21 protein-coding genes are annotated in these 23,884 nt (G+C 54.1%); 12 read left to right on the forward strand and 9 right to left on the reverse strand.

Features of this window, described 5'->3' with window-relative positions:
- Nucleotides 1–5: 5 nt before the first annotated feature.
- The gene (locus NQH49_RS20395; protein ID WP_256698581.1) at nt 6–1,424 is read right to left on the reverse strand and encodes an amidohydrolase family protein; all 1,419 of its coding nucleotides are present in this window, start codon (nt 1,422–1,424) and stop codon (nt 6–8) included.
- A 7-nt stretch (nt 1,425–1,431) separates the two neighbouring features.
- Nucleotides 1,432–2,400, reverse strand: a complete 969-nt coding sequence (locus tag NQH49_RS20400) for an ABC transporter substrate-binding protein (RefSeq protein WP_256698582.1) — start codon at nt 2,398–2,400, stop codon at nt 1,432–1,434.
- A gap of 507 nt (nt 2,401–2,907) precedes the next feature.
- On the opposite strand from NQH49_RS20400, the gene NQH49_RS20405 reads away from it, so the two are divergent.
- Nucleotides 2,908–3,885 (forward strand): isopenicillin N synthase family dioxygenase, encoded by a 978-nt coding sequence (locus NQH49_RS20405; protein WP_256698583.1) that lies wholly within the window; start codon nt 2,908–2,910, stop codon nt 3,883–3,885.
- Nucleotides 3,886–4,124: 239 nt separating this feature from the next.
- The gene (locus tag NQH49_RS20410; protein WP_256698584.1) at nt 4,125–4,676 is read left to right on the forward strand and encodes a C40 family peptidase; all 552 of its coding nucleotides are present in this window, start codon (nt 4,125–4,127) and stop codon (nt 4,674–4,676) included.
- A gap of 62 nt (nt 4,677–4,738) precedes the next feature.
- Here the strand turns inward: NQH49_RS20410 and fhuE are convergent, their stop codons facing one another.
- Nucleotides 4,739–6,892, reverse strand: a complete 2,154-nt coding sequence (fhuE, locus tag NQH49_RS20415) for a ferric-rhodotorulic acid/ferric-coprogen receptor FhuE (RefSeq protein WP_256698585.1) — start codon at nt 6,890–6,892, stop codon at nt 4,739–4,741.
- 450 nt (nt 6,893–7,342) lie between these two features.
- Here fhuE and NQH49_RS20420 point away from each other — a divergent pair, with 450 nt between their 5' ends.
- From NQH49_RS20420 to NQH49_RS20440, 5 genes are all read left to right on the forward strand, one after another.
- Nucleotides 7,343–8,431, forward strand: coding sequence for a YncE family protein (locus NQH49_RS20420; protein ID WP_256698586.1), 1,089 nt, complete (start codon nt 7,343–7,345; stop codon nt 8,429–8,431).
- 118 nt (nt 8,432–8,549) lie between these two features.
- Nucleotides 8,550–9,443 carry a dihydrodipicolinate synthase family protein gene (locus NQH49_RS20425; protein ID WP_256698587.1) on the forward strand — a complete coding sequence of 298 codons (894 nt, stop codon included), beginning with the start codon at nt 8,550–8,552 and terminating at the stop codon, nt 9,441–9,443.
- Nucleotides 9,444–9,564: 121 nt separating this feature from the next.
- Nucleotides 9,565–9,780 (forward strand): YdgH/BhsA/McbA-like domain containing protein, encoded by a 216-nt coding sequence (locus NQH49_RS20430; protein ID WP_007890154.1) that lies wholly within the window; start codon nt 9,565–9,567, stop codon nt 9,778–9,780.
- A 195-nt stretch (nt 9,781–9,975) separates the two neighbouring features.
- Entirely contained in the window at nt 9,976–10,191 is a 216-nt protein-coding gene (locus tag NQH49_RS20435; protein ID WP_007890153.1) for a YdgH/BhsA/McbA-like domain containing protein, read from the forward strand.
- Nucleotides 10,192–10,333: 142 nt separating this feature from the next.
- Nucleotides 10,334–10,645: a cupin domain-containing protein gene (locus tag NQH49_RS20440; RefSeq protein ID WP_256698588.1), complete on the forward strand. Its 312-nt coding sequence runs from the start codon at nt 10,334–10,336 to the stop codon at nt 10,643–10,645.
- Nucleotides 10,646–10,853: 208 nt separating this feature from the next.
- Here the strand turns inward: NQH49_RS20440 and NQH49_RS20445 are convergent, their stop codons facing one another.
- Together NQH49_RS20445 and NQH49_RS20450 are read right to left on the reverse strand one after the other, a co-directional pair.
- The gene (locus NQH49_RS20445; RefSeq protein WP_256698589.1) at nt 10,854–11,543 is read right to left on the reverse strand and encodes an N-acetylmannosamine-6-phosphate 2-epimerase; all 690 of its coding nucleotides are present in this window, start codon (nt 11,541–11,543) and stop codon (nt 10,854–10,856) included.
- Nucleotides 11,540–13,099: a PTS transporter subunit EIIC gene (locus NQH49_RS20450; RefSeq protein ID WP_256698590.1), complete on the reverse strand. Its 1,560-nt coding sequence runs from the start codon at nt 13,097–13,099 to the stop codon at nt 11,540–11,542. The genes NQH49_RS20445 and NQH49_RS20450 overlap by 4 nt, the downstream gene beginning before the upstream one ends.
- A 154-nt stretch (nt 13,100–13,253) precedes the next feature.
- Here NQH49_RS20450 and NQH49_RS20455 point away from each other — a divergent pair, with 154 nt between their 5' ends.
- Nucleotides 13,254–14,081: a MurR/RpiR family transcriptional regulator gene (locus tag NQH49_RS20455; RefSeq protein ID WP_256698591.1), complete on the forward strand. Its 828-nt coding sequence runs from the start codon at nt 13,254–13,256 to the stop codon at nt 14,079–14,081.
- A gap of 57 nt (nt 14,082–14,138) precedes the next feature.
- Here NQH49_RS20455 and NQH49_RS20460 read toward each other — a convergent pair whose 3' ends face one another.
- Both NQH49_RS20460 and NQH49_RS20465 read right to left on the reverse strand, forming a co-directional pair.
- Complete coding sequence (locus tag NQH49_RS20460; protein ID WP_256698592.1) at nt 14,139–16,076, reverse strand: MacB family efflux pump subunit; 1,938 nt, start codon at nt 16,074–16,076, stop codon at nt 14,139–14,141.
- On the reverse strand, nt 16,073–17,248 hold the full coding sequence (locus NQH49_RS20465; RefSeq protein ID WP_256698593.1) for an efflux RND transporter periplasmic adaptor subunit: 1,176 nt from the start codon (nt 17,246–17,248) through the stop codon (nt 16,073–16,075). The genes NQH49_RS20460 and NQH49_RS20465 overlap by 4 nt, the downstream gene beginning before the upstream one ends.
- 207 nt (nt 17,249–17,455) lie before the next feature.
- Here NQH49_RS20465 and NQH49_RS20470 point away from each other — a divergent pair, with 207 nt between their 5' ends.
- The 3 genes from NQH49_RS20470 to NQH49_RS20480 are packed head-to-tail and all read left to right on the forward strand — an operon-like array spanning nt 17,456 to nt 19,324.
- Complete coding sequence (locus NQH49_RS20470; protein ID WP_256698594.1) at nt 17,456–17,992, forward strand: tetratricopeptide repeat protein; 537 nt, start codon at nt 17,456–17,458, stop codon at nt 17,990–17,992.
- Nucleotides 17,993–18,011: 19 nt separating this feature from the next.
- Entirely contained in the window at nt 18,012–18,536 is a 525-nt protein-coding gene (locus NQH49_RS20475; protein ID WP_256699128.1) for a sigma-70 family RNA polymerase sigma factor, read from the forward strand.
- Entirely contained in the window at nt 18,533–19,324 is a 792-nt protein-coding gene (locus tag NQH49_RS20480) for an anti-sigma factor family protein (RefSeq protein ID WP_256698595.1), read from the forward strand. Before NQH49_RS20475 ends, NQH49_RS20480 begins: the two co-directional genes overlap by 4 nt.
- A 26-nt stretch (nt 19,325–19,350) precedes the next feature.
- Here the strand turns inward: NQH49_RS20480 and NQH49_RS20485 are convergent, their stop codons facing one another.
- Complete coding sequence (locus NQH49_RS20485) at nt 19,351–21,051, reverse strand: ATP-binding cassette domain-containing protein (RefSeq protein ID WP_256698596.1); 1,701 nt, start codon at nt 21,049–21,051, stop codon at nt 19,351–19,353.
- 525 nt (nt 21,052–21,576) lie between these two features.
- Here NQH49_RS20485 and NQH49_RS20490 point away from each other — a divergent pair.
- Entirely contained in the window at nt 21,577–22,737 is a 1,161-nt protein-coding gene (locus NQH49_RS20490) for an IS30 family transposase (protein WP_256698597.1), read from the forward strand.
- Between the two features lie 120 nt (nt 22,738–22,857).
- On the opposite strand, the gene NQH49_RS20495 is transcribed toward NQH49_RS20490, so the two are convergent.
- Nucleotides 22,858–23,787, reverse strand: a complete 930-nt coding sequence (locus tag NQH49_RS20495) for an NmrA/HSCARG family protein (protein ID WP_256698598.1) — start codon at nt 23,785–23,787, stop codon at nt 22,858–22,860.
- Nucleotides 23,788–23,884: the final 97 nt, after the last annotated feature.

Raw genomic sequence — 23,884 nt, forward strand, 5'->3', positions numbered from 1 at the left:
CGCTGTTACACCGCCGCGCGCTGCTGCAAGGTTTTTACCGCTTGCGCAGCGTCGCGGCCCAGTTCCGCCAAATCCACTCCGGCTATCACATCCTCCTGCATCAGCACTTTTCCTGCGCAGACGAGCGCTTTTAAACTGGCGCGTCCGCCGCTGGCCACCGGGCCAATGGCGGGATCGTGCAGGCCAAAATAGCGCGGATCGTCAAGGCGATAGACGGCAAGATCGGCGGCCATGCCGGGTGCAAGGCGGCCGGTGTTCAAGCCTAAGACCTGCGCGCCGCCGGATGTGCCCCAGCGCACCACATCTTCGATGCTGGCGGCATCTCCACCGCCTTCAAAGGTGCCACCGGCATAGCGCGGCTGCGCCAGCATGCCTTTGCGTGCGCGCTGAAGCTGCCAGGCGGCGTGGGTTTCGCTTTGCATATCCGCCGCCTCATTCGAGGCCGCGCCATCAACGCCAATCGAGATCTTCACGCCCGCGTGCTCCATCGCCACCAAATCAGCAATGCCGCTGCCGAGACGCGCGTTACTTTGCGGGCAGTGCGCGATACCGCTGCCCGCCGCGCCCAGCATGGCGATCTCTTCCGGCAGCAGTTTCACCAGATGCGCAAACCATACGTCGTCGCCGATCCAGTCGTGTTCGGCGCAAAACTGCAGCGGCGTCATACCAAACTTCGCGCGTGCGGCGTCAAGGTAATCAACGGTTTCCGACAGGTGGCTGTGCAGACGAATGCCGAGTTGACGTGCCAGGCGCGCGCTTTCGCGCAATTCCTGCGGCGTGGTGGAGTGCAGCGTGGTGGTCGGCGCCATCACGATGCGGCGCATCGCGCTTTCCTGCGGTTGGTGATAGCGCGCCACCAGTCGCTCGACATCTGCCATCATGCTGTCAAAGCTCTCCGGGCGCAGCGCGGTGGGCAAGTCGCTCTCTAAGCCGCGACTTTGCGTCGCACCGCCGCGACACAGTACGAAGCGCACGCCCAGCTTGTCAGCTTCATCGAACAGGATTTCTGCGCCATCAAACGGCATATCAGGCCAGTAGAGATAGTGATGGTCGGCGATGGTGGTGCAGCCGGAACGCACCAGCTCGACCAGGCCGACACGCGCGGCGATGCGAAACGTCTGTTCGTCGAAAGCGCCGCGAAAGCGGTACGGCGTCGCGGCCAGCCAGCTACCCAAGCTCAGGTTCAGACCTTGCGGCTCGCCTTTGAGCAGCGATTGAAACAGATGATGATGCGTATTAACCCAGCCGGGATAGACCACGCAATCGCGGGCGTCGATCACGGTTTCATCAGCGGCAGAGGTATCGAGCTCGCCCATCTCCGCAATCAGGCCATCGCGGATGCGGATATCGCGCGCACTGCTGCGCGGTTGCTGTTTGTCGCCGGTCAGGATCGCGGCGCAGTGTTTGATTAACAGTTGGCTCATGAGCAATTCACTCCGCTTTGGCCGCGACAAACTGCGTGCTAAACGCGCTCTGCCAGTCGGTGGACGCTTTGAGCAGACCGGCGTTGACCATAAAGTCACGCGTTGCCTGCCAGCGCTTATCCGTCATCACGCCCAGACCTTGTTTCGCTGAATCACCGCCGTCAATCAGGTGCAGCGCTTTCATTTGCGACACGCCGAAGGCGAGAATTGCGTCGGTCATTTGCGGGTTCTCTTTTTTGATCAGTGCATTACCGGCAGCCGGATTGGCGAGGTAGGATTGCCAGCCTTCCATCGATGCCGCAACAAAACGCTTCATGACGTCCGGCTCTTTTTGCAGTAAATCGTCACGCGTCACCAGAATGCCGCCGTATGCCGGATAGCCATAATCGGCAAACAGATAGAATTTACTGTCCGGCTGCACCTGTTTGATTTGCTGCACTTCGGAGGTGGCGTAAGCTTGCTGCGCGGTATTTTTGTCGGCGAGGAAGGGTTGCATGTTGAAGGTGTAAGGGCGCGCCTGACCATCCTGCAGCTGATATTTGCCTTTCAACCACGGCCACCAGCTGGCTTGTCCGCTGGCCGATACCAGCACGGTTTTCCCTTTCAGCTGATCCAGCGACTTCACATCACCGTGGGTGACAATGCCTTGCGGATCAAACTGAAACGGCGCGGCGATGGCTTTCAGTGGGAAGTTGCGCTCAACGCCCTGCAGCACTTGCAGGTCATAGCTGACGATGACATCAGCACGATTCGCCAGCAGCAGCGTCATGTTATTCAGCTGCGGCCCGCCGGAGCGCACCTCAACATCCAGCCCGTATTTTTTATAGATGCCGGTGGCGAGCGCCTGGTAATAGCCGCCTTGTTCAGCCTGTGCGACCCAGGTGGTTTGTAATACCAGTTTGTCGGCGGCGTGCGACAGGGCAGAGGTGCTCAGCAGAGCAGCGAATAACGAGAAACGGAAACGCGACATTGTCATAAAACCCCCAATAAACGTTGAGTTTGTTGTCGTCATCAGGGGCGTTGCGGCGCATGGCGTGCTCACGATGCATAATTCGCATCGTCCCCTGACGAGGTACAGCTAATGCTGTAGAGCAATGTCCTGCGTGAATCTGCTGTCACGCTGACCGCTTATACTCAATAAGGATTTAGCAATGCGCATGCCATGTATGTAACACAATGAAATTATTAGCTTTAATCTGAAATGTGATGAGATTTTGTATCATCCACTGATCGTTGATGATGCAAGGCGCCCAATTTTGCACCGCCGTTGTGCAGGCATGATGCGCAAGATGGCTTAACTTGTTGATTTTAGGTAGCACCGTGAGATGGCACAGGCTTTGCTTGACTTAAAATGAGTAGAAGCTGTCAACCGTGGTTTCACCCGGTGGGTCATTGCTCGATCGCCTGCACGTAAAGCAGGCGCGGGGATGACTGCCACACAGCGGGTGGGTCATCCGTTATCGCTCAATAACGAGGTGCACCAATGGAAAAGACCACTTATGACATGCATGAACTGGCAAAAGAATCGCGGATGGGCGCGCGCGGCGTGGAAGCAGCGCGTGATGTGCGCATCATCGATCTCTCCGATTTCGACCAACGTAAAGCCGAAATAGCCGATCAGCTGTGGCAAGCCGCCACTGAAATTGGCTTCTTCCAGGTTTCCGGCCACGGTATTCCCCTCGACGACATCAATGCGGCGTTTGCCAACGCCGAGCGCTTTTTCGCGCTGCCACAAAGTGACAAAGGGCGTCATCCACTCAGTCGCAATGCTGGCTGGGAATACCGCGCGCAGATTCGACCCTCGACCGGCAAACCCGATCAAAAAGAGTCGTATCAGGTGACGCGTCCGCGCATGGAAGGCTTGTGGCCGGATGATGCCACTTTGCCCGGCTTCCAACATGATGTATTGAAGTTTGAGCGTCAGTGTTGGGAAGTGGGCATGCGTTTGCTCTCCTGTTTTGCCCTGAAGCTGGGATTTCCCGATGATTTCTTTGCCAAAGCGCATGAGCCCTCGCGCGAAACCTATCAAAGCACTCTGCGGATGCTGCACTACTTTGCTATTAGCGGTGAGCCAGATGGCCCGTGGCGTGCGGGTGCGCATACCGATTTCGATTGCCTGACCTTGCTGTTCCAGCGTGATGGGCAGGGCGGTTTGCAGGTGTGTCCGGGCAAAGAGATGGAGGAGCAAATCTGGACGCCGATCGCGCCGCTGGAAGGCTTAATTAACTGTAATATCGGCGATATGTTGATGCGCTGGAGTGATGACAAGTTGCCGTCGAATTTCCATCGCGTCAGCAATCCGCTGCCGGGTGAATCGGTGCCGGCACGCTACAGCCTGGCGTTTTTCTGCCAGGCGAACGAAGACGTGATTATTGAAGGACCAGAGAAAAAATATCCGCCTATTTCCGCGAAGGATTATCTGGCACAGCGTATTAGCGCTAATTTCTCCGGCAAGTATTAAACGTACAGCTGTAAGTCGAAATTGATGTCATTCTGTGCAGGAGCGCAAATATTCTCCTGCACAGAAAAAGCGCAGCGCGGGAAATAGATTTTTAACTCAAATACAAGATGTTACCGTTGCGTAAACTTAGGTAAAAACAACCGGCAAATAAAAGATTTCACCGCGCGCCTATTTATTTCTGCAACTTTTTTACGGTATAAATCTCTAACCACTGTCTCCCTCAGCGAAAACACCAACACATGATCAATTCTGCCGCCAGCAAAGTTATCGCCTGCCTGTTTCTTTTTACTCTGGCCGGCTGTTCTTCTAAGTCTTCGCATGCGCCTGCAGAGGACAACGTGGATACCTCGGCTGACGGTGGCAAGCAGCCCGATTTAATTCCGGTGATTGCTGCGCTGCACGATCAGATGCATTCGTGGGAAGGGACCAAATATCAGTGGGGCGGTACGCAATTAACCGGCGTCGATTGCTCGGGATTTGTCTGGCGCACGCTGAAAGATCGCTTCAATATTCCGATGGACCGCGTCACCACCAAAGAGTTAATCGCCATGGGCAAACCGGTGGATCAGGCGCATCTGCAACCCGGTGATTTAGTGTTCTTCCGCATTAAGCGCGAGCTGCACGTCGGCTTTTATGACACCGATCATCAATTCCTACACGCGTCGGTGAGTCAGGGCGTGATGCGCTCTTCGCTCAATAATCCGTACTGGAAATCGGTTTATTTAGAGGCACGACGTTTGCCGAAAGAACAGAATTCGCAGATCAGTTTCAATTATAAAAACAAGGTTTGATGAGTGCGCATTAATGCGCGAATGTTCGAAAGGATCGCCATGAATGGCGACCCTACGGTTAATTAAAACTGATACGAAACGCTCATCGAAACACTGCGCGGCGCGCCATAAACATAGCTGTTCATGTAGCTGTAATATTCGCGATCAAACAGGTTATCGATGTTCGCCTGCACCGCCACCTGCTTTGTCACCTGATAACGCGCAAACAGCGATGCCAGTGGTATGCTGCCCTGATAAACGCGCACGGTATCGCCGCTGGCATTGGTGGCATCTTCAAACACGCGGTTCTGCCAGTTGATGCCGCCGCCAACCGTCAGATCCGGCAACATTGGTAGCTGATAACGGGTGAACAGTTTGAAGGAAGTTTGCGGCTGATAGCTGTTGAAGCGTCCATCTTTATCCCGCGCCACGTAGCGTGTGGCACCGAACGTCAGCTGCAGATTATCCGTTAGCGCACCGTTCAGCTCAAACTCCGCACCTTTGCTGACTGCACCTTTAGCGGGCGCATAAGCCTGCTCGTTACCGCTCAAGTAGACGCCAGCAATCGCCTGACCCACGTTATCCTGCTCAATGCGGAATACCGCAACCGTCGCGGTTAATCGACCATCATACCAGGCGGACTTCAGGCCGGTTTCATAGCTTTTGCCGGTAATCGGCGACAGGTATTTGCCGCTGGTATCGCGGTAGGTTTGCGGCAGGAAGATCGAGGTATAGCTGCCGTATGCTGACCATGTATCGTTGATGTCGTACACCAAACCGGCGTAAGGCGTGGTGTTATTTTTCGTCATGTCGCCGCTGCTGCCGTTGGTGCTCCACTGCGTGTAGCGCGCACCAATAATCAGCGACAGCGGATCGGCCAGCGAGAAGCGCGCGGCGGTGTAAGCGGATTTCTGGCGGATGGTATCGTCAGCATTCTGATACCAACCTTGCCACTGCGGCTCGGCGATGTTGCCGTTCCAGCTGTTGTTGAAAATGCCCATATCGGCTGAGGCGATATCGTAGTTTTCCAGATCGGTAACGCCATCCTGGCTGTAAGTCGCATTGTGCTGGCGGCTGTAGCTCACGCCCGCCATCAACTGATGCTGACGCCCTAACAGCTCAAACGGGCCGCTGGCGTAGCCATCGAACGAATCCATCTGGCGTTTACCGCGATCCATGCTGCCGTAGCCGGTGGTGCCTTCGCCGCTGTCCTGATCAGGGCTGCCCGTGACATACAGCAACTTATCGTTGAAGGTATTCTCCGCGTGCGTGCCGTTGACGTGGATGTTCCAGCCGTTATCGAAGTTATGATCGATGTCGGCGAACACTTTGCGCGAATTGGTGTTGTAGCGTGCCCAGTTGGCGGCGGAGTTGAGGCTGCGATCGTAATGCGTGGTGGCGTTGTTGCTGTAGAACATCGGCAAACCGCCCCACGTTGGATTGCCGGTGTTGGCATCTTCGTAGTCGTAGCCCAGCGACAGCGTGGTGTGCTCGGTGATATCGGCATCGATCACGCCGTAAAGGAACTTTTTGGTTTTGTGGTAACGATCGAGCCAGCTGTCTTCATCGCTGTACCCGGTCACTACGCGGCCGCGCAGGCTGCCATCCTGATTCAACGGCGCAGAGAGATCGGCAACATAACGCTGTTTGTTCCAGCTGCCGTAGCTGGCGCTGACCGAGCCGGTGAAGGTTTTGCTGTCGGCGTGTTTGCGTACCATATTGATCGACGCTGACGGGCTGCCCGCGCCAGTCATCAATCCGGTGGCACCGCGTACGATCTCAATACGATCGTAAATGGCGGTATCCGAGGCGGCATCGCCGTAGTTCCAGCTGTCATTAACCGACGTGGGGATACCATCAAAGGAGAAGTTGGTGACTTTAAAGCCGCGCGAATAGTATTCCGAGCGCTCACTGTCCATCAGGTTGGTGGAGATGCCGGTGGCGTTGGTCAGCACATCGTTCACCGATTGCAGGTTCTGATCCTGCATGCGCTGCTGCGTCACCACACTCATCGACTGCGGCACATCGCGTGGCGTTAGCAACAATTTGGTGCCCGCCCGCGTGGTTTTCACCGCGTAATCCTGCTTTTCGTTATTATCGCTGTCGCCGGTTGCGGATGCATCGACCACCAAATCCTGCTGCGTGTCGCTGGCCGCCTGCGCCATGTTTGGCGTAAGCAGCGCATGAATCGTCACCGCCAGCAGTGAGACGTTAAAGGTTTTCCTGATGCCAGACATAAAATTTCCTGTAAAAATCGTGTTATAGGAAGCTGTTTTGCTTCGTTTTTTATCGTTTACGGTGTGACTTATCCGCCGAAAAGGGCAGAAGAGCAGGCACGCAAACTGCCACTGCGCATTTATTGAGAAAGCCAATGATAATCATTTGCTTTAAAGAATCTGCGGAAGGTTTCAACTGCAATTGTAATAATGTGTAAGCGGGCTATTAATCAATGGTTTACAGGTGAAAATAACCTGTTAATTGCTAATGTTTTCGTGTTTTTAAAGCGATATCTGGACGTTTTAGGCAAAGAAAGGTGTGCGGCTAGCAAGACAGAATTCACGGCAAAGTAAAGAAGATCGTCGAGAAAGTTGCTAACTTTATGCTAATGCGTATGATTCTCATTCTTCTTGTATTTTCCGTACGCGCACGCGCGCAACGGAGCCGTTCATCCATTAATGGAGTTGAGCATGAAATCGTTATTTAGCCCGCGCAAAGCCGCCTTAGCTGCAGCGATCGTCGCTGCTTTCAGCCTGACCGCTTGCCAGGCTCCGGCTAAAAAAGCCGAAGCGCCAGCCGCTGCTGCCAAGCCAGTTGATACTTCTCTGACCCAGCGCACCCTGGGCGATGGCCTGTATGAAATGGCGTACTCGCCTGCGGCGAAAGCGTTATACGTTGCCAGCGCGCAGAGCTTTAAAGACGTGAACGGCGGTGTGATTTATCGTCTCGACCCAACCACGCTGGAAACTAAAGGCGTGACGCATACCGATCTGAAAAACTTTGGTACGGCGATCGATGAAGCGGGTAGCGTGTTCTACACCACCAACTCGCTGGATGGCGCCATCTCGAAAGTGGATGCGCAAAGCGGCAAAGTGCTGGAACGTTTAGTCTTCCCAGGTAAGAAAGATAAAGAAGGTTATCCGGCGGGCGCGCGTGAAGTGCTGTGGCACGGCAACGAGTTGTATGTCGGTCGCGTGGCCGATCCGGGGTACATCTCGGTGGTTGACGTGAAAACCTTCAAGCTGAAAGCCACCATCAAGAATGCAGGAAAATGGGTAACCGGCATCATCTATTCTCCGCTGACTGAGCGCATTTATGCGACTAACGGCGCGGGCGAGATTCTGGTCATCAATCCACGCACGCACATAATTGAGAAGCGCTGGACGGCGGGCGACGGTAAAGAGTACTTGTTCCTGAATATGGCGGAAGATCCGGCAACCGGTCGCCTGTTCGTTACCGACGATTCGAAAGGCAAAGCCACGCTGGTGTTTGATGAGCGTACCGGCAAAGTGATCAAACGTATTGAAGGCGATGCGCTGGCTATCAAATTCAATGCTAAGCGTAATGAGATCTACATCAGCCAGCGCGAATCGAAGAAAGTGCTGCAACTGGATGCCACTACGTACGCGGTGAAAAACAGCTGGTCGTTTGATAACAATCCAAACAGCCTGCTGATTGGCCCAGACAACAACACGTTGTATGTAACGTTGAAAGCAGAGTTCAACAAAGACTCCTCAACCAAAGGCCAGGATCAGATTGCGCGCATCGCACTGAAATAATCCCCTCAAGCGGTAACGATAATTCCTGCCCTCGTAAGAGGGCATTTTTGTTTCCAATGACTTATAACTGTGCAGGTTAAGCTGTTTTCCCCTGTTAATGACGAATAAGGCGCTGGCTATGTTTAAAGGATTGAGTGCGTTTCCCCTGACTCCGCTGAATGCTTCTGGAATTGATGAGAAAGCTTTTCTTCATATCCTTGCGCGACTCACGGCAGCAAAAGTCGATTCACTTGGCGTGCTGGGTTCCACTGGCAGCTACGCCTATTTCACGCGCGAACAGCGCAAGCGCATTGCGACGCTGGCGGTGCAGCATGCGGACGCTATTCCGGTGATGGTCAGCATTGGCGCGGTGAGCACCGATGAAGTGCTGCGACTTGCCGAGGATGCGCAACAAGCCGGCGCCAGCGCGTTGCTGCTGCCCGCCGTTTCCTATCAGAAACTCACTGATGACGAGGTGTTTGGCCTGTATCAGGATGTCACGCGCCACGTTTCGCTGCCGGTGTGCATTTATGACAATCCCGGCACCAGCCACTTTGTCTTCTCCGATGCGCTGCATGCGCGTATCGCCACGCTGCCGCACATCGCTTCCATCAAAATTCCCGGCGTGCCAGCCGAAATTGCGGCGGCGACGCAACGGGTAAACGCTTTGCGCGATCAATTACCGCAAGACGTCACGATTGGTGTTAGCGGCGATGCCTTTGCCGCAGCAGGCCTAATCGCTGGTTGTGAAGTGTGGTATTCAGTGTGCGGCGGACTGTTCCCGCACACCGCTAAAGCAATGACGGATGCGGCGATGGCGGGAGATTTTGCGGCGGTAGCCGAACAGGGACAGCGGCTCGCACCGCTTTGGGCGCTGTTTACGCAACACGGCGGCAGTATCCGCGTCATCGCTGCAGCGGCCAGTGCGCTGGGCCTCGCTGAGTATGATTGCCTGCCGCGCCCACTGCGTTCGCTGTCGGCGGCGGATGTGGTGGAGGTGAAGAGGGTGATTACAGATCTCGAGTTGGCGTAGTGATAATGAGTTGATTAACTGCGATCGCACTAATAGTTAATCTGATAATAGTTTCAATGGTTATTATTATTTCCATAGAAGGCGCACAGCCTTCACATCAAACAACTAAAGGAATACGACCATGAAAACTATCAAAACTCTGACTATCGCCGCTGCTGCCGCTCTTTCACTGATGTCTGCTGCTAGCTTCGCTCAAACCGTTTCAGCTACTTCTCTGACGCTGGATGGTGCTGAAGCCAAAATCGCTGCACAGGCTAAACAGAATGGTGAGCAATATAAAATTCTGGAAGCAAGCAACGGTAACGTCGTACATATGACCGCAGAACTTTACAAATAACGGATGGTTGCATACGGATGTGCCAGAACAGGTCGCCTACGGGCGGCCTTTTTTGTCGATAAAGCATCGGGAACTGTATAGTTACGTAAGTTATCGTGATCGCACTAATGGTTAATATTGAAACGATAACATCAGTTATTATTATTCTCATCGAAGGCACACAGTCTTCTAATTAAACCACTAAGGATTATGACCATGAAAACTATCAAAACATTGTCTATCGCCGCTGTTGCTGCTCTTTCAATGATGTCTGCAGCTAGCTTTGCGCAGAGCGTCTCTGTTGAGTCTTCTACTCTTGATGGCGCAGAAGCAAAAATCGCTGCACAGGCACAAGAGCAGGGTGCACAGTACAAAATTACTGAAGCCAACACGAATAACCGCGTACACATGACTGCGGAACTGTACAAATAAGTTAATCGCACAAGACGTTGTATTAAGGCCGCCTCCGGGCGGCTTTGTTGTATCTGCATGTCCGTAAATGGCCTGCGCATGTCCCGCCGTCCGCTCGCGCTCTGTGTATCATCAACGCAGTTCTCCTCCACACGGATATCGCATGAAAACCTACGTCAGCAAAAACTTCTCACCTGCTAAAGCCTGGGATGCGCTAGACATCGCCAACTTTGGCGGCACTAGCGTGCGTCTGCACTGGACCAATCAACCTTACAAATGGCACATCAATGATGGCGAAGAAGTATTTGTGGTGCTGAACGGCGCGGTAGAGATGCATTACCGCGATGCGGGCGAGGTGAAAAAAGTGCTGCTCAATACTGGCGACATTTTTTACGCCAGCATTGGCACCGAGCATGTTGCGCACCCGCAAGGCGAAGCGCGCGTATTAGTGATCGAAAAAGAGGGTTCGGTTTAAAGCCTGATACTGACGCACCTAAACACGCTAACGCATCAAGTGTGTCAAACCGGTCGTTGGAAATTCACAATCGTGCGAAAAGTAACCGTCTGCGCGCATCGGGCGCTGTGTGGTGAGAGGCGAGTTTTATCCACAGGTTAACGGCGACTCTACACACGGGGATTGTGGATAACCTTCAGCAAGGTGCCCTTAATGTGGACCTCAAAAATTAATTGATGGCATTCACAAAGCGGCGCGTTATCTGCTGTGGACGCGTAATCGCGCCGCCGACCACCACTGCATGCGCGCCCAGCGCCAGACAGTGCGCCGCCATTTCCGGCGTTTCGACATTCCCTTCGGCGATGACCGGCACTTCTACCGCAGCTAAAACGTCACGCAGGAAGCGGCAATCATCGGCAGCCAGATAACAACCTTGCGTTTCTGCGGTGTACCCGTGCAGCGTGGTACCAACGCAATCGAAACCTAATTCTGACGCATTGCGCGCTTCTTCCACTGTGGCGATATCAGCCATCAGCAGCAAATGCGGATAGCGCTGGCGAATCGCCGCCACCAATGCCGGCAGCTGCAAATCGCCAGGACGCGTGTGTAGCGTGGCATCCAGCGCAATCATCGCCGGATTCGCCACCATCAACTCATCCACTTCCCGCAGCGTCGCGGTGATGTACACATCGCTGCCGGGATAGTCGCGTTTAATAATGGCGATAATCGGCAAATCCACCGTTTGCATAATCTGCTGCACGTCGAGCAGGCTGTTGGCGCGAATCGCTGCCGCACCACCTTCCATTGCCGCCAACGCCATGCGCGACATAATAAACGGGCTGTGTAACGGCTCATCTTCCAGAGCCTGACACGAGACCACCAGTTTTCCCTGAATCTGGGCCAGCATCGGTGCTTTCATAGCGCGAGTAACTCCTCTACTTCATTTTTGATAATGGTGACGTGCGGGCCATAAATTACCTGCACGCCTTTGCCACGTTGGATCACGGCGCGTGCGCCGGTGGCTTTCAATGCGTTTTCATCGAGCTTGCTGCTGTCGATCAGCGTGATGCGCAGACGCGTGGCGCAGCAATCCAGTTCGGCGATGTTCTGTTTGCCACCTAAAGCCGCGATGACCTGCAGTGGACGTTCTCCGGCGACCATCGGCGCTGTTTCAATGCTGGCATCTTCACGGCCCGGCGTTTTGAAATTGAAGCGGGTGATCAGCAGGCGGAAAGTAAAGTAATAGAGCAGGAACCACGGCACGCCAACCAGCGGGACATACCACCAATGGGTTTTCGCTTCGCCCTGTAATACGCCGAACAGAATGAAATCGATCAGGCCGCCAGAGAAGGTTTGGCCAATGGTGATGTGCAGGATGTGGGCGATCATAAATGCCAGCCCATCAAACAGCGCGTGGATGACATACAGCACCGGTGCAACAAACAGGAACGAGAACTCAATCGGTTCGGTGATACCGGTAAGGAAAGAGGTCAGCGCTGCCGACAGCAGCAATCCGGCCACGCGTTGGCGGTTTTCCGGTTTGGTGGTGTGATACATCGCCAGACACGCGCCGATCAGGCCAAACATCATAGTAATGAAGCGACCAGACATAAAGCGCGCGGTGCCAACATAGAATTGCTGGGTATTGGGATCGGCAAGCTGGGCAAAGAAGATGCGCTGCGTGCCTTCCACCAGATGTCCGTTAACCACTTCGCTGCCGCCGAGCGCGGTGGTCCAGAATGGCAGATAGAAGATGTGATGCAGGCCGAACGGGCCAAGCATGCGCAGCACGAAGCCGTAGATAAAGGTGCCGAAATAGCCGGTGGCATCGACTAATCCGCCCAAGCCAAAAATCAGCTTCTGGAAATGCGGCCAGACAAGGGTCATCGCCGCGCCCACCAGAATGGCGACCAGGGAGCTGATAATCGGCACAAAGCGCGAGCCACCGAAGAAACCAAGGAACTGCGGCAGAGCAATTTTGTTGTAGCGATTATGCAGCATGGCCGTGACCAGCCCGATCACCACGCCACCAAATACGCCAGTTTCCAGCGTTTGAATGCCAAGCGCCATGCCTTGTCCCACCGCGCTAAGGTTGTCCTGCGCCAGCACGCCGGTTAGCGTCAGCAGCGCATTGATGGTGGCGTTCATCACCAGATAAGCCAGCAGCGAGGCCAATCCGGCGGTGCCTTTGTCACTTTTTGCTAATCCCACCGCTACGCCAACCGCAAACAGCACCGCGAGGTTGGCGAACACCACTGAGCCGGCGCTGGCCATAATGGTAAACACGCCTTGTAGCCAGGTGACATCGAGGAACGGATAGGCTTTGATGGTATTGGGATTGGAGAGTGCACCGCCAATGCCCAGCAGCAAACCGGCTGCCGGTAGCACGGCGATCGGTAACATGAACGACTTGCCAAAACGCTGAGCTTTTTCGAACCAACCTCCGGATGAGGCACCGCTGAAAATGGATGACATAAATTTTTATTCCTGAAGTGATATTGTGGTAAAAATTATTACCACAATTTAATTCAGTAGGTGAAAATTTCCATCATTATTGTGATAGCTTTCACTTATGCCCTAATCTGCTGCACACTGTGCGCCATTAATGCCGTGAATCAGAGAGACCGCCATGACGGACAATGAAAACATCTTGCTGCATCTGCGCCAGGGTTTGCCGGGCTACAGTCCAACGCTGCAAAAGCTGGGCGATTTCATCCTCACCGACCCGCAGAAAGTGCTATATCTCACCATCACCGAACTGGCGCGTGAGACCGACACCAGCGAAGCGAGCGTGACGCGGCTGTGTCGTCATCTCGGCTGCAAAGGCTATACCGAATTCAAAATGGCGCTGGCGCTGGATGTGCAACACAATCAGCCCGCTGCACTTACCAGCGGTGACAGCATCGACATGCTGGTAGAGGAAACGGTGCAGGCGCTGCGGGATACCGGGAAATTCATTAACCGCGAGGTTTTACAGCTTGCGGTGGAAGCGCTGCATCAGGCCAACACCATCCAGATCTACGGCGTGGCGGCCAGCGCGATTACCGGTGAGTATCTGCACTATCGCCTGTTGCGCTTAGGCAAATCGGCGCAACTGTTTGGTGATATGCATCGCGCGGCGATGAATGCCTCGACGCTAAAAGAGGGCGATTTGGTGATCGCCATCTCTGCATCCGGTTCAACCAAAGATGTGATGCATGTGGTGAAGGTGGCGAAGAAGCAAAACGCGCGCGTGCTGATGCTGAGTAATACACTGCGCAGCCCGATGGGCAGCTTAGCCGATATGCTGCTGGTGGCTGCAAGGCCGGAAGGCCCGTTCAACGCCGGTGCGCTGAGCGGCAAAGTGGGCGCGATGCTGCTGGTGGAAGTGCTGATTAACGAATTGATGACGCACGATGTACGCTATCTGGCGGCGAGCCAGCAAACGGCAACGGCGACATTGCCGATGTTGATGTGATTTGAGCGGGATGGGGGAAGGTCGCCATGAATGGCGACCCTACGGCGTGAGATTTGATTATTCGCTGGCTAACGCCGCTACCGGATCCATGCGCGCGGCTTTGCGCGCCGGAAGATAACCAAAAATCATGCCGATGATGGTGGAGCAAGCAAACGCCGCGCCCGCCGACTGCCACGAGAAGATCGCCGTAATCATGCCGCCCGCCAGCAGGCTGATAATCGGTCCAATCACCAGCGCTAACGCGACACCGAGCGATCCGCCCACCAGACAGACCAGAACCGCTTCGATCATAAACTGCTGCATGATGTCGCCGCGTCGCGCGCCCACCGCCATACGCACACCGATTTCATGGGTACGCTCGGTTACCGACACCAGCATGATGTTCATCACGCCGATGCTGCCAATCATCAGCGCAATCGAGGCGACCAGCAGAATCAGCAACGTTAAGGTTGCGGCGGCGTCTTCAATCGCTTTACGGTATTTGTCGCGGTTGAACACCAGGAAATCTTTGGTGCCGTGACGCGCGGTCAATAATTGCGTCAGCGATTCCACCGCCGGGCCGCTCACCACATCATCCTTGAGTTTAATGCTGATGCTGGTCAACGCGGTTTGCCCGCTGATGCGATACATCACGGTGCTCCACGGCAGCCACACGCTGAGGCGATTGGGCGACATGCCATCGTTGTTATCCGCCACGCCAATCACCCGCACCGGCACCGAACCCAACACGATCATCTTGCCAATTGGGCTTTGACCCTGTTCGCCGAACAGTTTATTGCGCGTGTTGGTATCAATGATGATCTCCTGACGCGCGTGACGCTCATCGCTGAAGTTGCTGCCTTCCAGCAGTTTGATGCCCTGAATCTGGAAATACTCTTTACCGACGCCATAAACCGAGGTTTTGGATGCGTTGGAGAGATAACGAATCGGCTGATTGGCGATCATTTCTGGACTGACCGCCGCAACAAACTGCTGGCGCCCAATCACATCAGCATCCGCCATCACCAGCGTCAGCACCGGATGCGCTTCATCCTCAACGAAATCACCACCGGCATAGATTGACACCACGTTGGTGCCGAGCCCGGAAATACTCTCCAGCGTTTTTTGCCGCGCGCCCTGGCCGAGCGCCACCACCGTAACCACTGCCGCAATGCCAAAAATGATCCCGGTCATGGTCAGCGCGGTGCGCAGTCGATGCGCGTTCATCGCATTCAGCGCCATGCGCAGCGATTCGCGTAAGCGATCGAGAAAGCCGCGCAGTTTGCTCTGACTTTTACGCGCTGCGGGAGCATATTGCGCACGCGTGGCATCCGGTTTGCGGCCGCTGTCGGCAACAATCTCGCCGTCCTGAATCTCAATAATGCGATCGGCGTGCTGCGCCACTTTCATGTCATGCGTCACGATGATCACCGTGTGACCTTCGCGATTGAGATCGTGCAGGATGCGCAGCACCTCTTCGCCGGAGTGTGAATCCAGCGCGCCGGTCGGTTCATCGGCAAGAATGATTTCGGCACCGTTAATCAGCGCGCGCGCAATACTGACGCGCTGCTGCTGGCCGCCGGACAACTCGCCCGGCTTGTGATGCTCGCGGCCCTGCAAACCTAAACGTGCCAGCAGATCTGCCGCGCGCTGCAGCCGCGCTTTGCCCTGCAGATTGGCGTAAATAGATGGGATTTCAACGTTGCTCAGGGCGCTGAGATCCGGCATCAGATGATAGCGCTGGAAGATAAAGCCGATGTGTTCGCGGCGTACTTTCGCCAGCGCATCCGGCGACAGCGTGGCGGTGTTCTGACCACTAATCAAATAGTCACCGCTATCCGGCGCATCAAGGCAGCCGAGAATGTTCAGCAGCGTCGATTTACCCGAACCGGACGGCCCGATAATCGCCACCAACTCGCCGCTGGCGATACTCAGATTGATGTCTTTCAGCACATGCAGAGATTGTGAACCGTTAACATAGCTGCGCTGAATGTTTTTCAGTTCGATAATATTCACATCACCACCTTGTCAGCGCCCGCCGTCTGCGTGGCAAGGATCACTTTCTCGCCGGCTTTTAAGCCGCTCAGCACCTGAATATCAACGCTGTCAGTGATGCCGGTGGTGATAATGCGTTTCACCGGCTGGTTATCCTGATCCGGGATTTCCACATAGGTTTTGCCGTCGGCATCTTTCTTCGTCGCCTGCACCGGCACCAGCAACGTATCTTTCACCGCATCACGAATGAGATTGACCTGCGCGGTCATGGAGATGCGCAGCGCGTTGTCCGGGTTTGGCACATCCAGCAGGGCGTTATAATAGACGGCCGCATTGGAGGTGCTGCTCGACGTGCTCTCGCTATTGCCCATTAGCGCGTCATCTTTCATCACCGATTCGGGTGCCAGTTCGAGGCTGCGTAGCGTGGCGTTGTAGCGTTTATCTGGATTGGAGAAGGTGGTGAACCATGCTTGCTGACCGGGCTGCACATTATTGATGTCGGCTTCGGAGATCTGCACTTTGATCGTCATGGTACCGAGTTGCGCCAGTTTAGCGATGGTCGGCGCCGTTTGCACCGCGTTCACCGTTTGGCCTTGCTTGGTGACAATGGCGATGACCGTGCCATCCATGGGCGCCATGATGCGGGTATAGCCGAGATCGAGCTGCTTTTTATCCACCTCAATCTGAGCCTGAATCACGCGCGCTTTTTGCGCCGTTAGCTCGGCGCGTGCACTGCGCCAATCTTCTTCGGCGGTATCAAAATCCTGACGCGAGATGGCATTGGTTTTAATCATCTGCTGCAAACGCTGATATTGCGCTTGCTGTCGCACCAGCGCGGCTTCGCGGGTTTCCAGATCGGCCTGCGCCACGCTCAGCGCCGCTTGCGCATTACGCAAGTCGCTGCGTTGTGGCTGATCGTCAATTTCGGCGATCAGCTGGCCTTTGCTGACGCTATCGCCCGCTTTGATATAGAGTTTTTTAACCTGCCCGGAAACCTGCGCACCGACGTTAACGCGTTCAATCGCATCCATTTTGCCGGTGGCGGCAATTACGTTTTCGATATTGCCCTTGCGCACTTCGGCGGTGACCACCGCGTTGGGTTTATTGCGTGAACCGGCGTAATGCCAGATCAACAGCAGGAGAATGACCACAGTCAGCGTGGCGAATAGCCACTTTTTCGAGATATTGAGCATAAGCGTCCCTTTTATGAAGTGAGAATCATAATCACTTCAGGCAACAAACTGGAGAAAATTCGCCGGATTTATCTGAGTAACGTGCGTTGGTTGAAAAATGATTAAATTTTTCCGAATAGAAATGGCGGCTGAGTTGTTGACAGCGTATCTGAGTCACTTGTTGCCTCAGCACTGAGTTCCATCCATAACACGCCATGAGGATCAACCATGTATACAATGATGAAATTACGCTGGTTAGCACTGCCCGTATTGCTGATGACGCTGCATGCGCCCGCTGCCCTGGCAATGGGCGATGATGACAGCGACAAAAAGACGCCGGATTGTCCGAAAGGCCAGGTTTACGACAGTAAATCTAAATCCTGCGTGCCGGAGAAAACCAGCATGCTAAGTGACAGCGACAAAACCAATTACGCTTATCACCTGGCGAAAAAGGGCGAGTATCAAGCGGCAATCAACTTGCTGGATACGCTGCATAATCAGAACACCAAAGAAGCGTGGAACTATCGCGGGTATGCCACGCGTAAGCTGGGTAAAACCGACGAAGGCATGGCTTATTATCAGAAATCGATCGCGCTCGATCCGAAATATGCCAAAGTGCGCGAATATCTGGGCGAAGCCTGGATGATAAAAGGGCGGCCGGATCTGGCTAAAGAGCAGCTCACTATCATCAAATCGTTGTGTGGCGTGGATTGCGAAGAGTATCGCGATCTCAATGCCGCGATTCAGGGCCATCCGGAAGCCTGATGAACGCCGCGTTTAGAGGATATCAAAAATCACCAGTACTGAAGTCCGCCAGCATTTAGCGGCGCATTTGGCCCGCCTGTGGCGCTACGCCATGGTGCTGTCACGCAACCGCGATGTCGCCGAGGAACTGGTGCAATCGACCTGTGTCCGGGCGCTGGAGCGCAGCGCGCAGTACACGCCCGGCACGCGTATCGATCGCTGGCTGTTTAGCGTGCTGCATTCGGTGTGGATCAATGAACTGCGCGCGCAGCGGGTGCGCCTCGGGCAAGGCTTTGTCGACAGCGACGAGCTTGTTGCTGCGGATCAGCAACAGCATGATGAGCAACGCCGTCAATACGCCAAAGTGATGCAGCGAGTGAGTCAGTTGCCAGAAGCGCAGCGCAATGCGGTATTCCTGGTTTACGTCGAAGGATTCACCTATCAGGAAGCCGCCGATACGTTGGCGGTGCCGATTGGTACCATCATGAGTCGCCTCGCGGCGGCGCGCACGACCTTAGCCAGCGCAGCCACGTTGCGCCCGGCTGGACAGGAGAAACGTTTGTGAAGGCAGCACGTTTTAGTTCGCCTTATGCGGACGAGGCCATCGTCGCCTGGCTGGATGGCGAGATGCGCGCGGATGAAGCGCTGGCGTTTGAAAATGAACTTAAGCGCAGCGAAGCGCTGTCGGCGCGCACTGCCGAGCTGATGAAAAGCAATCAACCTTTTGCTGAGGCCTTTGCGCCAATGCTGGATGACGCACCGCTGGAACGCATGTCGCCGCGCTTGGCGCATCTGCTGGCAACCACACCGTCCGCGCCGCAGGTCAGCCGCCGTGCGCTGATCGCCGCTTCGGTGAGTTTTTTGCTGGTGGGCAGCGGCATCGGTTTTCTGGTGCGACCGACAATAAAAGCTGAGCAGGGCGAAAGCGAAAAGATCCGCGAGCTGGAAGCACAATATATGTCGCTGTACAGCGCGGAAACGCTGGCCGACGTTGACAGTTCACCGCCGGTGTTGCAGCAATCGCTGGCGCGTACCGCGCGCGATCTCGATCTGCATTTCACGCCAGCGCAGTTAACGCTGCCGGAAGCGACGCTGAAGAGTGTGCGCATGCTGCGTTATGACGATGCGCTGATTACGCAAATTGCCTGGAATCACAGCAGCTACGGCCCAATGGCGCTGTGTATTTCGCGCGAAGATCATCAGCAAACCACGGATGTGGCGCAGGAGAAACGACAGGGGATGAATGTGGTGTGGTGGCATAAGGCGGGATATCAATTTGTATTGATTGGCCGAAATCCTGCGCAGCAGTTGAAAAAGACCGCGCAGGCATTAATACAGGCAATGCTGGCGTAGGGTGGCCATTGATGGCCACCGTTTCATTACAGCGCCAGTTGGGATTTCAGCAACGCAATCTCCTCACGCCACTGTGCCTGCAACGCGGGTTTCTGGTGCTTCGGCTTGCGCGCCAGATCCTCATCCAGCTTGCTTTCCACCTCCAGTAACGCCAGCAGTAACGCATCTTCATCCAACGCTGTTGCCGTCGCAGCAGGTGCGACAAAGTCTGACGTTGTTGTCGCCTGATCAGCACGCATGCGCTCGGTTACCGCGTCAAAATCGTGCCATTCGCTGAGTTGCTGATCCTCAATCAGCCAGAACCGGTTGCAGCTGTTGGCGATTAACTGACGATCGTGCGACACCAGCAACACCGCGCCCTCAAACTGGTTTAACGCTTCTGCCAGCTCCTCTTTGCCCACCATATCCAGATGGTTGGTGGGCTCATCGAGTAGCAGCAGCGAATAACGCGCCAGCGTCAGCCCAACAAACAGCAAGCGCGAGCGCTCGCCGCCGCTGAGTGAGCCAATCAACTGCTGATGACGCAGATAGGGAAAACCCGCGCCAATCAGCGCCATCTTGCGGTGCTCATCGCTGAGCGGAGCAAAATGCGCCAGCGCGTTACTCAGCGTCTCCTCATCATGCAGCTGATGCAGACTTTGATCGTAATAGCCTAGGCGCGCGCGGGGATGAAACAGCGGGCTATCTGTGTGTTGATATTCCCCCCATAAATGCCGTAGTAGCGACGATTTACCGCAACCGTTGCGACCAACAATCGCTACGCGATGGCCACTTTTCACCTGCAACATCGGCAGTGAAAACAGCGCAGGTGCGTCATCGGCTGGATGAATCGACATCTCCGGCAACGCTAAAACGCGATCGGCATCCAGCGCTTCACCTTGCAGTTGCAGCCGCCACAGCGCTCCCTCGCTCAGCGTGGTTTGTGCCTCTTTCAACCAGCCGGCGCGTTTCTCCATCTGCTGCGCCTTGCGCGACAACCCTTCGTTATCGTAAGCGCGGCCCCACATCGCCAGACGTTTAGCGCTTTTCTCAACGCGCTCAATCTCCCTTTGCTCAGCCTGATAACGCTGCGCATCCGCTTCATCCTGCTCTTCCAGCGCCTGACGCGCCGCGCTGCAGGGCAGACGGAAGAATTGCAGACCGCGATCGCGCAGAATCCAGCTGCAGTTGGTCACCCGATCGAGCAAGGTGCTGTCATGGGAAACCAGAACAAAGCTGCCGCTCCAGCCGTTAAGGAAATTCTCTAGCCACAACAGCGTTGGCAGATCGAGGTGGTTGCTGGGTTCATCGAGCAGCAGCAGATCAGGCTGCAGGATCAGCGCACGTGCCAGCAGCAGGCGCATATGCTGGCCGCCGCTTAAGGTCGCGGCGGTTTGCGTTTGTTGTGCAGCCGTGAAACCCAGGCTGCCCAACAGCGCTTCTGCACGCCAGCGATCACTTTGTTCCGGCAGGCGCGCCATTACGCTATTCAGCAGCGAATTATTATGCAGCTCTGCAGGCAGATGCTGCTCGATACGCGCCAGTAAACAGTGATTAGCCGATGTCACGCTGCCGTGGCTGGGTTCCAGATCGCCACTGAGGATTTTCAATAAGGTACTTTTACCGGTGCCGTTATCACCCAGTAAACCGATGCGATCGCCTTTTTTCAGGCTGAAATGGATATCGTGAAACAGCGTGCCGAAGGCGTTATCAAAGCCAACAGCGTGGGCAGATAATAGTGTGCTCATGTGCTTACTCATAAGTTGCAGGCGCAAAAAAGCCTGACGTCAGAAATCGCTGACGACAACCCGGTAAGCCGGAGGAAGGGATTAGATTTTCAGTAAACTTCGCTCAGGACGGATTATCGCAGCACGAGTGCGGAAATGCCTGAACGCGGCCAATTACTATAAAAGTGTGAGTAAAGAAACAATTCACACAGCAGCATAGTAATCCTCCTTAGTTATCAGTGGGTGAATATGTAAGCTGATAATAGTGGCGAAAAGGGGCACTTTCCAGTGAAAAATGCCAGAGATGTGGCGGCGATCGCTATGACGTGCCGGGCAGGGTGCTGGCATCGATAATGAGCCAGCTCGGTGAAAATGGACGTCAGAGGTCTTCTGCAAAACTCCAGCAAAACTGGTTAAAAAATAAGCTGCCTTTGAGCCCGGGTGTTCTTGTTCGATGGCATATCAAATAAAGTATGGGAGGCCGCTTAGTGCTGTGAGTTCAATGGGTCGATGCAACGCTATCCTTAATCGAAGGGGGACGTTGCCATGAAACGAAGAACGCGTATTAACTACACGCCGGAACAGAAAGCGATTATCTGGGACAGATATAAGCAAGGTGATTCCTTGCATGATATCGCCAGAATGTTCGACAGATATCATTCTTCTATTATGCCCACTATCCACCAGACTGGTGGATACCGCCCCCCTGTCCGAAAGCGTCATCCGTTAGCGCTTTCACTTTATGAAAGAGAGGAAATATCCAGAGCGCTGGTAGCAAAAATCAGCATCAGGGCGATCGCAAACAAACTCTCGAGAGCCCCCTCAACGATTAGCCGGGAGATCAAGAGGCACGGTGGTGCAAAACAATACCGTGCATCAAAAGCGGATACTGCTGCGTGGGAAAATGCTCTGAGACTAAAACCTTGCAAGCTAATTGAAAGACCCACACTGTGTAAAATCATCGCAGAGAAGATGTATCAGGACTGGTCGCCGGAACAAATCACCGGTTGGCTGAAACGCTGTTATCCGGATAATCAGGAAATGCATGTGTCACACGAAACGATATATAAAACGCTTTTTATACAAACCCGGGGGGCATTAAAAAAAGAACTGCAGCAATGCCTCAGAAGCGGAAGAGTCGTGCGTAGATCCAGAACATCATCGCTTAAAGGGAAAGGATTAGGGTCAATCCCGAATACGATCTTTATCAGCGAAAGGCCACCTGAAGCCGCCGACAGAGCCATACCAGGTCACTGGGAAGGTGACCTGATCCAGGGCTCTAAAAACTCCTATATCGTCACCCTCGTAGAACGTCATTCCCGTTTTGTTATGCTGGCCAGGATCAGGGACAACAAGACCATAACGGTTATATCTGCACTCATCAAACAAGCCCGGGAATTACCTGCTGAGCTTTATAAAACATTAACATGGGACCGGGGTGCTGAAATGACTAACCACACCCGGTTTACTGTAGCCACAGATATCCAGGTTTACTTCTGCGATCCCCACTCCCCCTGGCAACGCGGCTCCAATGAAAATACAAACAGATTGCTTAGGCAGTATTTTCCAAAAGGAACTGACCTATCGGTTCACAGCCAAGAAAGACTAAACAGCGTTGCCAGACAGCTCAACGAAAGACCGAGAAAAACGCTAGACTATGAATCACCCGCAGAGCGTTTTAACCAATGTGTTGCATCCATCAGTTGAACTCACAGTGAAGAGCGGACATTACTGTTCATTACGCTGACATCTCAAAGCCAATTTATTTTGACGAAGAGATGTCAAAGAAAGTAGTAGAGATTTCAAAGGCAATTCAAAACAGATTAATCATTTACCGATTACGAATTTATCCTGATTTTGCTTAATGAACTCATCAAGAGTTGTCATAGGCACGCCCCAGCTGCGCACAGCATTAAGATCAACTTTGTACCCCTCAACATTGTTCCATACCTGACTTCTGACATGCAGCGGATGATCGCCACGTGCAAGCATCTCATCCTCAGATGAGGTGACAGCTGATACAGGCTTCCCGGTTGCCTCTGCAATCTTCGCGGCAAGCTCCTCAATAGTGACGGATTGTGCGGCGAGATCTATTTCATGACCGTTAAAACGTGCAGGGTCATTAAAGGCCGCGGCGGCAAACGCCCCAATATCCTTTGCTGCGATCCAGTCCAGAGGGATATCAAGTTCAATAGCTGTATCGAAAACGCCGCGTTCGGAAAGAGTTGGGAACATGAAATCGACCATAGGAGGAATGATGTCTTCCATAATTAAAGCAGGCTTCAGAATCACCCAGTAGGGAAAACCCTGCTTCATAACCATCTCATTTACAGCCGCTTTGTTGTCCCAGTACAGCGGCTCCCAGCGCCCCTCTTCCCATCCGATAAAGTTCTCTTGATCGCCAGCACGAGCGACAGAGGTATGAACAATTACGCGCACTTTAGCCCTGTGTGCAGCTTCTATAAGTGCCTTACCTGTTAAAATTTCAGTCTCAGGATCAGAGGGCTGAGAACCCATTTGCACAGAGAAAACGCCGTCCACGCCTGCAAGTGCTGCATCAAGGCTGGAAGGATCGTTAAAGTCTCCCTGAAATACCTCTACACCTTGCGCTGTCAAAGATTGTGCGCCAGCTGAATGCGGATCACGCGTCAGCGCACGCACGGGGCGTCCGGTCTGTAACAGCGCACGAACTACAGCACCGCCTTGTTTGCCGGTAGCTCCGGTGACGAGAACAGGAAGATCATTGAAGTCAGACATAGAAAACCTCACGTTAGAAGAGTATTGCGCACCAGGCGCCGGGATATGTTGTAATCATTATGAGTAAGATATATACGAAACGCAATAGTTTCGGTAA

It is taken from the genome of Pantoea trifolii (assembly GCF_024506435.1).
Taxonomy (GTDB): Bacteria; Pseudomonadota; Gammaproteobacteria; order Enterobacterales; family Enterobacteriaceae; genus Pantoea; species Pantoea trifolii.